The organism is Candidatus Eisenbacteria bacterium, assembly GCA_016235265.1.
GTDB lineage: Bacteria > Eisenbacteria > RBG-16-71-46 > RBG-16-71-46 > JACRLI01 > JACRLI01.
In genome coordinates this window covers 33826-48368 of record JACRLI010000001.1, presented here as the reverse complement: position 1 = coordinate 48368, position 14543 = coordinate 33826, and the positions used below count along the sequence as shown (strand labels likewise).

General features: G+C 70.1%; 13 protein-coding genes and 1 pseudogene. All 14 read left to right on the top strand.

Features of this window, described 5'->3' with window-relative positions; all coding sequences use genetic code 11:
• Positions 1-1215: a type II secretion system F family protein gene (locus HZB25_00250; GenBank protein MBI5835650.1), complete on the top strand. Its 1215-nt coding sequence runs from the start codon at positions 1-3 to the stop codon at positions 1213-1215.
• Complete coding sequence (locus HZB25_00245) at positions 1215-2852, top strand: PAS domain S-box protein (GenBank protein ID MBI5835649.1); 1638 nt, start codon at positions 1215-1217, stop codon at positions 2850-2852. The genes HZB25_00250 and HZB25_00245 overlap by 1 nt, the downstream gene beginning before the upstream one ends.
• 102 nt (positions 2853-2954) lie before the next feature.
• Entirely contained in the window at positions 2955-4346 is a 1392-nt protein-coding gene (locus HZB25_00240) for a sigma-54-dependent Fis family transcriptional regulator (protein ID MBI5835648.1), read from the top strand.
• Positions 4347-4642: 296 nt separating this feature from the next.
• Positions 4643-4783, top strand: a pseudogene (locus HZB25_00235) (prepilin-type N-terminal cleavage/methylation domain-containing protein).
• Between the two features lie 447 nt (positions 4784-5230).
• On the top strand, positions 5231-6283 hold the full coding sequence (locus tag HZB25_00230) for an ABC transporter ATP-binding protein (protein ID MBI5835647.1): 1053 nt from the start codon (positions 5231-5233) through the stop codon (positions 6281-6283).
• Complete coding sequence (locus HZB25_00225; GenBank protein MBI5835646.1) at positions 6280-7041, top strand: ABC transporter permease subunit; 762 nt, start codon at positions 6280-6282, stop codon at positions 7039-7041. Before HZB25_00230 ends, HZB25_00225 begins: the two co-directional genes overlap by 4 nt.
• Positions 7038-7709, top strand: coding sequence for a hypothetical protein (locus HZB25_00220; protein ID MBI5835645.1), 672 nt, complete (start codon positions 7038-7040; stop codon positions 7707-7709). Before HZB25_00225 ends, HZB25_00220 begins: the two co-directional genes overlap by 4 nt.
• An 83-nt stretch (positions 7710-7792) precedes the next feature.
• Entirely contained in the window at positions 7793-8485 is a 693-nt protein-coding gene (locus HZB25_00215; protein MBI5835644.1) for a prepilin peptidase, read from the top strand.
• 300 nt (positions 8486-8785) lie between these two features.
• A complete protein-coding gene (pilM, locus tag HZB25_00210; GenBank protein MBI5835643.1) occupies positions 8786-9832 on the top strand; it encodes a type IV pilus assembly protein PilM in 1047 nt (348 codons plus the stop codon).
• The gene (locus HZB25_00205) at positions 9829-10440 is read left to right on the top strand and encodes a PilN domain-containing protein (GenBank protein ID MBI5835642.1); all 612 of its coding nucleotides are present in this window, start codon (positions 9829-9831) and stop codon (positions 10438-10440) included. The genes pilM and HZB25_00205 overlap by 4 nt, the downstream gene beginning before the upstream one ends.
• Positions 10437-11099 (top strand): type 4a pilus biogenesis protein PilO, encoded by a 663-nt coding sequence (gene pilO / locus HZB25_00200; GenBank protein ID MBI5835641.1) that lies wholly within the window; start codon positions 10437-10439, stop codon positions 11097-11099. The genes HZB25_00205 and pilO overlap by 4 nt, the downstream gene beginning before the upstream one ends.
• Positions 11068-12258 (top strand): hypothetical protein, encoded by a 1191-nt coding sequence (locus HZB25_00195; GenBank protein ID MBI5835640.1) that lies wholly within the window; start codon positions 11068-11070, stop codon positions 12256-12258. Before pilO ends, HZB25_00195 begins: the two co-directional genes overlap by 32 nt.
• Positions 12255-13859, top strand: coding sequence for an AMIN domain-containing protein (locus tag HZB25_00190; GenBank protein MBI5835639.1), 1605 nt, complete (start codon positions 12255-12257; stop codon positions 13857-13859). The genes HZB25_00195 and HZB25_00190 overlap by 4 nt, the downstream gene beginning before the upstream one ends.
• Complete coding sequence (locus HZB25_00185; GenBank protein MBI5835638.1) at positions 13856-14494, top strand: shikimate kinase; 639 nt, start codon at positions 13856-13858, stop codon at positions 14492-14494. The genes HZB25_00190 and HZB25_00185 overlap by 4 nt, the downstream gene beginning before the upstream one ends.
• Positions 14495-14543: the final 49 nt, after the last annotated feature.

Sequence of the window (14543 nt, the reverse complement as noted above, 5' to 3'; positions counted from 1 at the left end):
ATGCCGACGTATCTCTGGAAAGGCCGGACTGTCAGCGGGGACGCCCAGGGCGGCGAGCTGACCTACGAGAGCCAGGAAGAGGCGCTCGCGTACCTGCGCAAGAAGCGCATCCTGATCACCTCGCTGACCGAGAAGCCCCGGAACATCCGCATCAAGATGCCGGGCAAGGGCAGCGTCACGGTGAAGGAGCTGGCCATCTTCACCCGCCAGTTCGCCACCATGATCGGGGCGGGCCTGCCGCTGGTGCAGTGCCTGGACATCCTCTCCAAGCAGACCGAGAACGCGGGCTTCCGCGCCGTCATCACCGACGTGATGCACGACGTGGAGGCCGGCTCCACGCTGGGCGACGCGCTGAACAAGCACAAGCGTGTGTTCGACGACCTGTTCGTGAACATGGTGCACGCGGGCGAGGCGGGCGGCGTGCTGGACGAAATCCTGATGCGCCTGGCCACCTACATCGAGAAGGCCAACGCCCTGATCCGCAAGGTGAAGGGCGCGCTGACCTACCCGGCGGTGGTGCTCACCGTGGCGCTGGGCGCGACCATCTTCATGCTGATGTTCATCATCCCGACCTTCGCCAAGCTGTTCATCGACTTCGGCGGGGAGCTGCCGCTGCCCACCAAGATCGTCATGGGAGCCTCCAACTTCCTGCGCGGCTACTGGTGGACGCTGCTGATCGGCGCCATCGGCTCGGCGATCGCGTTCAAGCGCTACTACGCCACCGAGGCCGGGCACATCATGATTGACCGGCTGTCGCTGAAGATGCCGGTGCTGGGCGACGTGATCCTGAAGGGCGGCGTGGCCCGGTTCACGCGCACCCTGGGCACCCTGATCGCCAGCGGCGTGCCGATCCTGACCGGGCTGGAGATCACCGCCCGCACCGCGGGCAACAAGATCCTCCAGATGGCCATCGAGGCCACCCGCACCAGCATCCGCGAGGGCGAGACCATCGCCGCGCCGCTGCGCGCCTCGGGCGTGTTCCCGCCCATGGTGGTGCAGATGATCGCGGTGGGCGAGCAGACCGGCGCGCTGGACCAGATGCTCAACAAGATCGCCACGTTCTACGAGGAGGAAGTGGACGCGGCGGTGGAAACCCTGACCTCGGTGATCGAGCCGGTGATGATCGTGATCATGGGCACCATCGTGGGCGGCATGCTGGTGGCCATGTACCTGCCGATGTTCAAGCTGATCAACGTGGTCGCCGGCAAGGGTTGATGCTCGCGGCGCTGATCGAGCCGGTCGCGCCCCGGGACCGGTCGCGGACCGGCGCGCTGCTGGTGAGGGGCGGCATCCTGGCCCTGACCGGGTGCATGACCCTGCTGGGGCCCCACCACCCGGGTGCGGAGACAGCGGTCTCGCTCCTGGTCGTGGTGGGGGTGGCGCTGACCCTGGTGGAGCGGTTCGCGCTCCGCCGCTTCGGCGAGTCGGCGGAGATCACCGCCCACTACGTCGGCGACGTGGGGCTCCTGACCGCGGCGCTGGTGCTGGGCGGGGACCTGCAGGGGCAGTTCGCGCCGATCTACCTGCTGGTGGTGGCGGCCGCGGGTTCCGCGGCCGGAATGGGCGGCGGGCTGACCTGTGGCACGCTGGCCGCGCTGGCCTACCCCGCGACACTCTGGCTCACGCACCCCCGCGGAGCCGACGTGGACTGGCCCCGGGCCACGGTGCTCTCGCTGGTGTTCCTCAGCGTGGGCGCCCTGGCGGGCACGCTGGGGCAGCGCTCCCGCGAGCACCGCACTGCGCTCGAGGACGCGCATCGTCGCCTGCACCGCATGCAACTCGACACCGCGTGCATCGTGCGGAACATGTCCAGCGGGCTGATGACGGCCGACCTCGAGGGCCGCATCGGCATCTGCAACCCCGCCGCGGAGGAAATCCTGGGGCTCGCCCCGGGGGGCGCGGCCGGGCGGATCCTGGCCGAGGCGCTCCCGCCCGGCGTGCGGCCCTTCCGGGGCATCCTGGACGCGGCGATCCTCGCCGGGGTGGTGCACCAGCGGGCCGAGGTGGACATCGTGCGGGGCAGCGGCAGCGAGATTCCCCTGGGGATCAGCACCTCGCTGCTGCGCGAGCCCGACGGGCGGCGGCGCGGGGTGGTGGCGGTGTTCCAGGACCTTACCGAGGCGCGTGAGCGCGCGCGGCGGGCGCGGCGCCAGGAAACGCTGGCGGGCATCGGGGAGCTGGCCGCGGGAGTGGCGCACGAGATCCGCAACTGCCTCAACCCCATCACCGGCTCCATCGAGCTGCTGAAGACGGAGTTCCGGGTGGACGGTGAGGGCGGGCGGCTGATGGACCTGATCACGCACGAGGGCGAACGGCTGAACCAGTTCATAGCAGAGTTGCTGGACTTCGCCCGCATGGAGGAGCTGCGCCCCGGCCCGGTGGACCTGGGGGCGCTGCTCGAGGAGACGGCCCGGCTGCTGGAGTGCCATCCGAAGCGCCGGCCCGACCACCAGGTCCGCTGCGAGATCGCCACCCCGTGCTGGGCGCGGGTGGACGGCGAGCAGCTCAAGCGGGTGTTCGTGAACCTGGGTGTGAACGCGCTGGAAGCCACCGACGGGCCGGGCACGCTGATGCTGCGGCTGGACACCGCGGCCCCGGGCGGGCGGCGCGACGAGGTCGCGATCGTGTTCGAGGACGAGGGCCAGGGCATCCGGGAGGATCACCTGCCCCACGTGTTCGAGCCCTTCTTCACCACCAAGCGCGGCGGCACGGGCCTGGGCCTGTCGCTGGCGCGCCAGGTGGTCGAGCGTCACGGCGGGCACATCTCGGCCCGCAGCGAGGGCCGCGGGACGCGAATGAGCGTCACGCTGCCCCTGGAGGAAGTCGCAACGCCCCCCGCGCGCGCCGCCTGAAGCGCGACGGGGGTATACGGGTCCGGCTCCGCTGAACTTGCAGCCGTGGGATGCCGATAAGGGACTGGATTCGAAAGCCGGCCACGCCGGAAGGACGCACCGATGCCGCAGAACAAGATCCTGGTGGTGGACGACGAACAGAGCATGTGCCAGTTCCTGTCGCTGATGCTGCGGCGGGAGGGCTATCTCGTCACGGCGGTCAACCGCGGCCAGGAGGCCCTCGAGAAGCTCAAGGAGGAGGAGTTCGACGTCGTCATCACGGACATCAAGATGCCCGAGATGGACGGCCTCGAGGTCCTCACCTCCGTGAAGAAGCATGATCCCGGGATCCCGGTGATCATCCTTACCGCGTTCGCCTCGCAGCGCTCCGCGATCGAGGCGGTGAACCGCGGGGCGTTCCAGTATCTCGAGAAGAACGCCAAGAACGACGACATCAAGATGGTGGTGAAGAGCGCGCTGGAAATGCGCAAGGTGCGCTCCGAGAACACCTTCCTCAAGCGCCAGCTGCGGCGCACGCACGAGGAGCGCGAGATCATCGGCAGCAGCGACGGCATGGTCCGGGTGTTCAAGATGGTGGACAAGGTCGCGGAGACCGACAGCACCATCATGATCTTCGGGGAGAGCGGCACGGGCAAGGAGCTGATCGCGCGCGAGGTGCACTACCGCAGCCGGCGCTCCCAGGGCCCGTTCGTCTCCATCAACTGCGGCGCCATCCCGCGGGACCTCCTGGAGAGCAATCTCTTCGGGCACGTGAAGGGCTCGTTCACCGGCGCGGTGCGCGACCAGGCCGGGCTGTTCACGGTGGCCGAGGGTGGCACGTTCTTCCTGGACGAGGTGGGCGAGATGCCCGCCGCCACGCAGGTGAAGCTGCTGCGGGCGCTCCAGGAGCGCGAGATCATCCCGGTGGGCGGCACCAGCCCGATCAAGATTGACGTGCGCCTGGTGGCGGCCACCAACGCCGACCTCGAGAAACAGGTGGCCGAGGGCCACTTCCGCCCCGACCTGTTCTTCCGGCTCAACGTGATCCCGGTGCACCTGCCGCCCCTGCGGGACCGCCTGGACGACATCCCGCTGCTGGTGGACCACTTCCTGAAGAAGCTGGCCCTGGGCCGCGACGGCAAGGTGCTCTCCGTGGGCAAGGACGCCATGGAGTGCCTGGCCCGCTACGACTGGCCGGGCAACGTGCGCGAGCTGGAGAACGTGATGGAGCGCGCCGTGATCCTGAACGAGTCCGGCGCCATCGGCCTCGAGGACCTGCCGGACAAGGTCCGCCGCGGCAGCAGCGCCACCCCCAGCCTGGTGATTGACCGGCCGAGCATGACCCTGGAGGAGCTGGAGAAGCAGTACATCCTGCGGGTGCTGGAGTTCACCAACTGGCAGAAGAAGCGCGCCGCTCAATTGCTGGGCATCAACCCGTCCACCCTCTATCGCAAGCTGGTGGGCTACGGCATGCATACCGAGGGAGCGGAGGAGGGCGACTCCGACGCGGCGTAGAGTGCAGCCTGCCGCCGCCGAGTGCGCGACGCAACGGCGGGCGGGCCGGGAGTGCAGGACGCAACAGGGTGGGCGAATTCGAGCACGGACGTAAGCGAAACGGGGCCAATACAGTGGCGGTCCCGAGGGGGTGAGGGGGGAGTGGCACGCGGGTTGCTCTGACCGTGTGTGGAAGTGAGGAGCACGCGTCGCGGGCCGGGTCGCCCCGCGGCGCTGAAGACTCGAAGCAGCGCGAGAGCGCAGGTCAATCCCGAGGGCCGGCCGTGGGGCCGGCGGAAGAAAGGAAGGCACCGAGAATGCTGCGGAACACCAAGGGCTTCACCCTGATCGAGCTGATGATCGTGGTGGTCATCATCGGTATCCTGGCCGCCATCGCCATCCCGAACTTCATCGCCATGCAGGCCCGTGCGAAGGAAGGCTCGACCAAGAGCAACATGCACACCTACCAGCTCGCGGCCGAGGACTGGGCGGTGCGGCGTGACGGCGCCTACGGCAACTACGACACCGTGGCGAACTTCCTGCCGGCCAATTTCAAGAACCCGTTTGACCAGGCGACGGGCGACGGCGGCGCCTACATGGACGGCGCGGCGAACGTGGCCGGGATCACCGGGTACGCTGCCAACGCCACCGACTCGACGCTGGGGTACACCATCACGGGCGGTGCGAAGGACGGGTCGGCGCTCATTCTGACGCTGACCAACGGCTCGTAAGCCGGCTTATCCAGAGGCGGATCCGACGGCGGGCCTTCGGGCCCGCCGTCCTTTTGTTGCGCGGGATGGCTGCCGATAACCCCTCGGGCACGTTTCGTGCGATTCGCTGAGGGCAGTGCGGGCTCCCCGGATCCGGGGGGCGCACCCCGAGGTCCGCAACCTGTGAGAGCACAAATGGAAAGAGGCGACACCCACGGCGGGCGACCGGTTCGGTTGATCGCCGGCGCGGCCAGTTCCGCGCCGGCGGGGGCAGGCGCTTGGCCGCCGGCTGGCGCGCCCGTGGTGCTTAGCCTGCGGGGGCTCGGGAAGGCCTACCGCCATCCGCTGACCCTGCGCCGCTCGGGAGGACTCGAAGACGTGAGCTTCGAGATCGCCCGCGGGGAGACCTTCGGCCTCCTGGGCCCCAACGGGGCGGGCAAGACCACCACCATCAAGCTGCTGCTGGGCCTGCTCCGGCCTTCCTCGGGGACCGGGTCCATCTTCGGACACCCGCTGGGCTCGCGCGAGGCGCGCGCCTGCCTGGGCTTCCTGCCCGAGAACCCGTACTTCTACGATTACCTGAGCGCCCCGGAGTTCCTGGACCTGTGCGGCAGCCTCTCGGGCATGGACGCCGGGGCGCGGCGGCGACGCGTCTGCGAGCTGCTGGAGGAGTTGGACCTCGCGGAGGCCGGCACGCGCCCGTTGCGGAAGTACTCCAAGGGCATGCTGCAGCGCGTGGGACTCGCGCAGGCGCTGATCGCCGATCCCGAGCTGCTGGTTCTGGACGAGCCCATGAGTGGCCTGGATCCGCTGGGCCGCCGCCTGGTGCGCGACCTGGTGCTGCGCCTGAAGAAGCGGGGAAAGACGATTCTCATGAGCACCCACATCCTGCCCGACGTGGAGCACCTGTGCGATCGCGTGGGGATCCTCAACCGGGGCCGCCTGGTGCGCTGCCTGGACCTGGCCGAGCTCACCTCGGGGGTCCGCGGCGGCGCGGAGATCCGCCTGCGCGGCCTGCCCGACGTGGCCGGGGCGCGCTGGCCCGGCGATCCCACGATCGAGCGCGGGGTGGACACCGCGCTGGTGCGGGTGGCCGACGCCGCGTTGCTCAACCCGCTGCTCACTTCGCTGGCCGCCTCGGGGGCGGAGATCCTGGCGGTGCAGCGCGACCAGTTCCGGCTCGAGGACGTGTTCCTGCGCCTGCTCGAGGGGCGCGACGTCGGCGAGCCCGACCGGGAGGCCGTGTGAACCGCGTCGCCGCCATCGCCGCCAACACCTTTCGCGAGGCGCTGCGCCAGCGGGTGCTGTACCTGTCCGTGGGCTTCATGCTGTTCCTGTTTGCCGCCGCCCACGTGCTTTCGCCGCTGGCGCTGGGCGAGGGCCCCCGGGTGGTCCGCGACGTGGGCCTGAGCATGGTGAGCCTTTTCGGGATGATCCTCGTGGTAATGGTGGGCACGTCGCTGCTGCACAAGGAGCTGGAGCGCCGCAGCATCTTCGTGCTGCTGAGCAAGCCGGTGGGCCGCAGCGAGTACCTGCTGGGCAAGTACGCCGGCCTGGTGGCCATGCTGGCGCTCTCGGCCGCGCTCATGACCGTGGCGGTGTTCCTGGCCGACCGCTGGATGAGCCGCGCGTGGCACCCGGTAATCCTGTTGTGCGGTCTGGCCACCGTCGTCGAGCTGATGGTGCTCACTTCGTGGACCATGGTCTTCTCGGCGGTGGCCTCGCCACTGCTGGCGGGGGTGTTCACCCTGGGCTGCTACGTGATCGGGAACTGCGTCGCCGACCTGCGCGACCTTGCGGCGCTGATGCCGGCGGGGGGCGGGGTGCTGACCTGGGTCTCCTACGCGCTGCCCAACCTGTACGTGTTCAACTTCCGGGCCCAGGTGGCCGCCGGGCAATGGCCGGAGGCGTCCCAGCTGGGATTCGCGCTGATGTACGGCCTGCTGTATTGCGCGCTGACGCTGACGGTGGCCACCGGCCTGTTCCGGCGGCGGGAGTTCGCATGACCCGCGGGGCCCGCAGGCTGTGGCTGGCGGGGCTGCCGGTGCTGCTCGCGCCCGCGTGCCTGTGGACGCTGCTCCAGGCCGAGGCGGCCCGGCCGCACGGTGGGGGGCTGGGGGAGTTGTCCTATTTCCCCAATGGGCGCATGGTGCGCGTGCTGGCCGCGGGTCACCACGTGGCGTGGGCCGACGTGGCCTGGTTCCAGACGGTGCAGTACTACGGCACCCATCGCAAGAGCGACCAGGACTTCCACAAGCTGCGGCACCTGGCTTCGGTGATCGCGGACCTGGACCCGAAGTTCTTCGGCGTGTTCCGCTTCACCGCCTTCGCGCTGGGGCAGGAGGGACATGACTATCCCGGGGGCATCGCCATCCTGCAGCGCGCCATGGCCGAGAACCCGGATTCGTGGGAGCCGTGGTTCGACGCCGGCTTCCTGGAGTTCGTGGGGCGGCACGACTATGCGCGCTCCGCATTCTACCTGCGTCACGCGGCGTCCCTGCCGGGACACCCGGAATACGTGGAGCGATTCGCCGGCTGGGTGGCCGGCAAGGCCGGCTTCACCGAGACGGCGGAGCAGTTCTGGACGCAGATCCTGCTCACGTCCGACAACGAGTACATGAGGACCATGGCGCGCAAGTACCTGGACCGGCTGCACACGCGGGGGCGGTTGTGATCCCCCCGCCGTGTCCGCCGTGGATCCTGGGCGCGTTCTTCGGCCTGTTGATCGGCAGCTTCCTGAACGTGGTCATCTACCGCATGCCCCTGGGCCAGTCGGTGATCTTCTGGCGCTCGCGCTGCACCGCGTGCGGCCACGAGATCCGCTTCTTCGACAACGTGCCGCTGCTGTCGTGGGTGGCCCTGGGCGGGCGGTGCCGGGACTGCCGGACGCCGATCTCGGCCCGCTACCCCCTGGTGGAGGCCCTCACCGCGGCCGTCTTCGCGCTGATCGTCGCGAGCTTCGGACCGACCGTCACCACGCTGTTCCGCCTGGGCTTCGCCGCCGCGATGGTGGCGGTGGTCTTCATTGACCTGGATCACCAGATCATCCCGGACCGCATCACTCTGCCGGGACTGGCCCTGGGGCTGGCGGCGTCCTTCTTCGGGCCCCCGGGGCCGTGGGGGGCGGTGCTGGGCGCGCTGGTGGGCGGCGGCACGCTCTACGCGGTGGGCTGGGGCTACGAGAGGCTTCGGAGGATCGAAGGCATGGGTGGGGGGGACGTGAAGCTGGGCCTCATGCTGGGGGCGTTCACCGGCTGGCAGGGGGCGCTGTTCACCCTGATGGCGGCCTCCGCGGCCGGGGCGGTGGTGGGGCTCTCCATGGTGGCGGCGCGCCGCGCAAATGGCCGCACGGCGCTGCCCTTCGGGACCTTCCTGGCGCCGGCGGCCATTCTGGCCCTGCTGGCGGCACCCGCATTTTTTTCTTGGTATGGGGCATTGCTTCGCCGATAACCCGCATCGAGGCGCGTGAAACGCCGTCTCCCCTTTGCGTCCTGCAACCCCCATTCGCCGGAGTCGGCGAGCGGGAACGCAAGGCAGGGCCGTAAGGCGATATGCGACACGCCGCCGGCCGCAACCCCCGGAAATCGGGGGCATGGCATGCGCGTTGCAGTGAATGAACCGATGGGGCTCCCGTCTCGCGCACCCGGCGAGCGGGGCTCGGCCCCTGTTGAGCCCGGAGCAATCTAGAGACACACGAACGCGGCGGCACGCGCCGCGGGGGCACGACCCGGCACTTCAAGGAGGCTCGGCGTGATCTTCAGGAAACAGAGGTCGGTGGTCGGGCTGGATCTCGGCAGCCACACCATCAAGGCGGTCGAGCTGGAGACCACACCGGCCGGGCCGAGGCTCATCAACATGGGCGTCTCGGAACCGCTGGACGAGGCCATCGTGGACGGCGAGATCATCGACCGCCAGATGGTCGTGGACGCGCTGCGCCGGCTGTTCGAGACGCGGCGGTTCAAGTCCAAGAGGGTGGTGACCTCGGTCAGCGGCCGCGCGGTGATCGTCAAGCCCATCACCATGGACCGGCTGGGGGAGACCGAGGCGCGCCAGGCGATCGTGTGGGAGGCCGAGCAGCACGTGCCCTACGACGTCAACGACGTGGTGCTGGATTTCGAGATCCTCGACCCGCAGGGCGAGGGCAAGCAGATGCAGGTGCTGCTGGTGGCGGCCAAGAAGGACCTGGTCATGTCGCAGGCCGACCTGCTGCGCGAGGCGGGGCTCACCCCGGTGGCCGTGGACGTGGACTCCTTCGCCATCCAGAACGCCGTGGAAGTGAACTACACGCTGGACGAGAAGGAGATGGTCACGCTGGTCAACGTGGGCGCCGAGCTCACCAACATCAACGTGATCCAGAACGGGCGCCCGCTGTTCACCAAGGATCTTCAACTGGGCGGCAACAACGTGGAGGAGGCGCTGCAGCGGAAGCTGGGCCTCACCCAGTCGGAGGCGCAGGCCATCGTGCAGGGCCGCGCGCCGTCCAAGCCGGAGCACATGGAAACGCTGCGGGCGGCGTTCGAGCCCCTGTCCACCGGGATCGAGCGGGCCGCTTCGTACATCAAGTCGGGCGCGGAGAGCGAGAAGATCGACCGGATCTTCCTCTCCGGCGGGTGCGCGCGCATCGAGGGGCTGAAGCAGTTCCTGGAGGAGCGGCACCACGTCCCGGTGGAAGTGGTCAACCCGATGAACCGCATCCCGTATGACCCGGCGGTGTTCGGCGCCCAGGACCCCGAGAGCCTGGCGCCGTCGCTGGCCGTGGGCATGGGCCTGGCGCTCAGGAGCGTGGGGGACAAATGATCCGGATCAACCTGCTGCCGCCGGAAGAGCGCATCGCCCGGGCGCGCAAGGGCCCGGCCGTCCCGTGGTTCGCGCTGCCGCTGGGCGCCGCCGGCGCGGTGACGCTGCTGGCGTTCGCGAGCGCCGGGATGCAGGCCGCGCGCATCCAGTCGCTGCACAAGGATATCGTCAAGGCGGAGGCGGAGACCGCCTCGCTGGCCCCCCAGATCCAGCGCATCAGCCTGCTGGCCCGCGAGCGGGCCGACATGGACCTGCGCATGTCGCTGCTCAAGCGGCTGGAGGGCAGCCGCTACGTGCGGGTGCAGATGCTGGACGAGCTGTCCCGGCAGCTGCCCGACCACGTGTGGATCACCACGCTGCGGGAGAACGGTCCGGGCAGGGTGCAGGTGGAGGGCGTCACCTTCAGCAACCTGATGGTGGCCGACTTCATGCAGCGCCTGGATTCCTCGCCGCTCTACGAGGCGGTGGACCTCACGGTGTCCGAGCGCGGCACCATGGAGGACCGTGACGTGCTCAAGTTCACCCTGACGGCGCAGGTCTCGGCCGACCTGGGCGCGACAGCCGAACCCCCGCAGCCGAAGCAGGGCGTGAGGAGGCGCGAGTCGTGAAGCGCATTGATCTGAAGGATCCCAATACGCAGCGCTCGGTGCTCTCGTTCCTGGGTGTCGGATTGCTGGCGTACCTGTTCTTCTTCGCGCCGTTCGTGCCGGGCAACTACCAGGCCCGGGCCAAGCGGCTGGGAGAGCTGAAGTCGAAGTACTCGGCCCTGAGCAGCGACCTGACCAAGGCGCGCCAGGCGGTGGCCAGCCTGGACCGCCTCGAGGACGAGAGCCGCAAGCTCCACGAGCGCTGGGCGACCGTGCGCGAGCAGCTGCCCGACCAGCGCGAGCTGGCCAGCCTGCTGCGCAAGATCACCCTCGCGGGCTCGCAGGCGGGGGTGCGCTTCCACCTGTTCAAGCCGGAGCCCCCGGTCGCGAGCCAGTTCTACACCGACAACCCCGTGCGCGTCACCGTCGTCGGGGGCTACCACCAGGTGGCCACGTTCCTGAGCGAGGTGGCCGGGCTGGGCCGGCTGGTGAACAGCCACGACCTGACCATGACCACGTACACCCAGGACAGCCCCGATTTCACCACGCAGGCCATGTTCGTGGCCTCGGCATACACCCTGGGAGGCTCCGGGCCCAGCTCGGCCTCGAAGGGCGCCAAGGCGACTACGGCAAAAGGAGCGAAGCGCGATGCGCATCAGACTGCCAGCGTCACGCCCTGATTTCCGAAGGATCGGAGTGGTGGCGGGCGCGGCCTTCGTGGCGTGCGCCGCCGTCCTCGCGGCCGGCTACCTCGTGGACCGGCAGGCCGACGAGTTGTCGGCCGCGTCGCAGGCGAAGGCCCGGCGCACGCACCGCATCGGCCGCATTGCACCGCGGCTGGTGACCGTGGCGGCGCCGAAGGGCAGCGCCAAGGCCACCGAGGCGACCATCGTGGCTTCCACCCGCGGCACGCAGTCCGCCGTCGCCGCCGTGTCCAAGCCGGGCAAGCCGGGGGCGAAGCCCGCCGCAGGCGCGGTGGCGAGCCTGCCGGCGAAGCCGGCGCCGGCGGGTGCGCCGAATCTCATGGCTGCCTCGCTGCGGGTCATTCCGCAGGCGAACAGTGAGCCGGGCGGTCCCGCGCCGGTGAAGGCCGCGCCCGCGGGCGGAGCGAAGACGGCGCCGGCTGCCGTGGCGAAGCCCGCCGTATCCGCGGCCGCACACCAGGGCCCCGGAGCGCCGGTGATTGCGGCGAAGCCCGCCGCGCCCGCCGGGAAACCGGCGCAGGTGGCCGCCGCCTCGAAGCCCGCGCCGTTCTGGATGTTCTGGAAGCAGGCCACGCGCACGCCTCCGGCCGCGGTGGCGCGGCCGGAGCAGGCCGCCGCGCCCAAGGCGTCGGCCCGCAAGGTGGTGGCTGCGGGCATGGTCGCGGGCGGCCCGCCGTCCGTGGCGGCCGTCCGGAGGCAGCCGGTGCCGGCCGCCGAGGGCGCGACCGCCCAGCCGGCCCAGGCGCTGCAGCCGAGCCCCGAGGACGACTTCGGGATCGCCCTGCCGCTGCCGTCGCAGTACGCATACAACCCGGACGACCGGCGCGACCCGTTCCAGTCGCTGCTCAAGGGCGAGTTCCAGGCCGAGCAGGGCCCCGAGGGCCAGCCGCTGGTGGATGTCGCGGACCTCTCGCTCATGGGCGTGATGGCCGCGGGCAATGAACGCTACGCCATGGTGGAGGATTCCAAGCACCATGGCTTCACCCTGCGCGTGGGGGATCCCGTGATAAACGGGCGCGTCACGCGCATCGAGGACGACTGCCTGACCGTGAACCTGAGCTCGTACGGCGAGACCCAGACGGTGAGGCTGCACCTTTCCGCCAATCGCAACCCGAAAGTAGGTGGCAGACGATGAAGCGAATCGCATCCCGGACCATCCTCGCCGCGCTGCTCAGCCTGGTGGCGCTGTGCTCCGCGACCGGCGCGTTCGGTGCGACGCGCCTCGAGCAGGCTTCCCTGACCGACGACGGCACCGTCACCCGCCTGCGGCTGCAGGCCAGCGGGCCGGTCCAGTTCAGCGACTTCTCGCTGACCGGCCCGGACCGGATCGTGGTGGACTGCTGGGACGTCGAGGGCGCTCCGTCGCTGCCGAAGTTCCGCAACGACCTGGTGCAGGACGTCAGCTTCGTGCGCATGAACGGGGAGAACGGGCCCACCACGCGCATGGTGGTGTCGCTGGCCCGCTCCGCCGACTACACCGTGTCCCAGCGGCAGTCCGCGCTGGAGGTGTCCATCCAGCCCGGCGCGCCGAAGGACAACGCCGGCCTGGTGGAGGCCGGCGGCTCGCGTGGCTCGCGCGTGAGCCTGGACGTGCAGGGCGCGGACGTGAAGACCGTGCTGCGCACGCTGTCCGAGGCCAGCGGCCGCAACATCGTGCCGGCCAGGGACGTGAAGGGTGAGGTCTCGCTCAGCCTGCGCAACGTGGCCTGGCGCGACGCGCTCAACTCCCTGTGCCGCGCCCACGGGCTGGGCTACAAGGAGGAGAACGGCATCATCCGCGTGGCGCCGCTGGAGCTGATCCAGAACGAGGACCTCAACGCCCACGCCGCCGAGCGCAAGGCCGAGGACATGCTGCCCCTTGAGACCCGCACGGTGCACATCAGCTTCGCCAACGTGGGCGAGCTGAAGGCCCCGCTCACCAGCACGCTGAGCAAGCGCGGCCGCGTGGACGCCGACGAGCGCACCAGCACGCTGTTGATCACCGACATCCCGGAGCGCGCCGAGGCGGCGGAGAAGCTGGCCGCCAGCCTGGACTCGCGCACCCCGCAGATCACCATCACGGCGAAGCTGATTGACGTGGACGCCTCCTGCGCCCGCGACCTCGGCATCACCTGGAACTCCTCGCACACCGGCGGGACCGTGGGCGTGGACCCGGCGGTGAAAGCCGGGCTGGGCGAGTCCAGCGGCTCGATCAAGATCGGCCTGCTCTCGCCCGACAGCCATGTGTTCAACCTCAAGCTCGAGGCCCTGGAGCGCGAGCGCAAGGCCAACGTGATCTCCAACCCGACCATCACCACCGTGGACAACCGCGAGGCGCGCATCGTGGTGGGGCAGAAGATCCCCCTGATCGTGGCGGACGCGGCGGGCAACGCCATCACCCAGCTGCAGACGATCGGGATCCAGATGCGGGTCACGCCGCACCTGAACGCCGACAACAAGATCACCATGGACATCCACCCCGAGGTGAGTGATCTTTCCACGCAGGCGACGGTGCAGGGAGGCGTGATCATCAACACCTCCGAGGCCGACACCCGCGTGCTCGTGGAGGACGGCGCGACCGCGGTGATCGGCGGCCTGATCCGCACCAACGAGAGCACGTTCATCACGGGAGTCCCGGTCCTGAAGGACATCCCGGTGCTGGGCCACCTGTTCCGGTCCAGCAACAAGACCACCCAGAAGCGGGAGTTGATCATCCTCGTGACTCCGCACCTGGTGACGGGCAACCCCGGGAAGTGACCCGGGATCCGCGCACACGCAGCCGCGCGCACGTCACCGGCCGCCGGGCAACCCCCGGCGGCCGTGGCGTTTTCCGGCGGCACGCGGCCCTGCTGGGCATGATGGGCTCGGGCAAGAGCACGCTCGCGCCCCTGGTGGCCGCTCGCCTGCGCATGGGGCTGGTGGACACCGACTCCTGGATCGAGGCCCGCGCCGGCCGGAGCGTGGCGCGCATCTTCGCCCGCGACGGCGAGCCCGCCTTCCGCGCCCTGGAGCTGGAGGCGCTGGATTTCCTGCGCGGCCGCGCCCCGGCGGTGATCGCCGCCGGGGGCGGGCTGGTCAGCGTGCCCGCCGCGGCCCGCCGGCTGCGCGCCCTGGCGTGCTGCATGTTCCTGGACGCCTCGCCGGTCGTCCTGGCCGGCCGCCTGGATGCCGCCGGCCACCGCTCCAGGCCGCTGTTGCGGGGCGCGGAGAGGGACCCGGCCGCGCACCTCTCCCGGATGCTGGCCGGCCGCCTCCCCGCGTACGAGGCCGCGGCCCATGCCGTCCTGCGAGTGGACGGCCTGTCGGCCCGCCAGGCCGCCTCCCTGGCCGCGTGGGCCCTTGCGGCTCTGGGCTCGCCCCACCGCGGGCGGGCGGCCCGCCGCCGCCGCTGACATCCCACGTCCGCGAGTTGACGCAACCTGCTGCGGGGCGCATAATTCC

Coding starts and splice junctions, on each gene's coding strand:
- HZB25_00250 (MBI5835650.1), top strand. CDS start 1: ATGCCGACGTATCTCTGGAAAGGCCGGACTGTCAGCGGGGACGCCCAG.
- HZB25_00245 (MBI5835649.1), top strand. CDS start 1,215: ATGCTCGCGGCGCTGATCGAGCCGGTCGCGCCCCGGGACCGGTCGCGG.
- HZB25_00240 (MBI5835648.1), top strand. CDS start 2,955: ATGCCGCAGAACAAGATCCTGGTGGTGGACGACGAACAGAGCATGTGC.
- HZB25_00230 (MBI5835647.1), top strand. CDS start 5,231: ATGGAAAGAGGCGACACCCACGGCGGGCGACCGGTTCGGTTGATCGCC.
- HZB25_00220 (MBI5835645.1), top strand. CDS start 7,038: ATGACCCGCGGGGCCCGCAGGCTGTGGCTGGCGGGGCTGCCGGTGCTG.
- HZB25_00215 (MBI5835644.1), top strand. CDS start 7,793: ATGCCCCTGGGCCAGTCGGTGATCTTCTGGCGCTCGCGCTGCACCGCG.
- HZB25_00205 (MBI5835642.1), top strand. CDS start 9,829: ATGATCCGGATCAACCTGCTGCCGCCGGAAGAGCGCATCGCCCGGGCG.
- HZB25_00195 (MBI5835640.1), top strand. CDS start 11,068: ATGCGCATCAGACTGCCAGCGTCACGCCCTGATTTCCGAAGGATCGGA.
- HZB25_00190 (MBI5835639.1), top strand. CDS start 12,255: ATGAAGCGAATCGCATCCCGGACCATCCTCGCCGCGCTGCTCAGCCTG.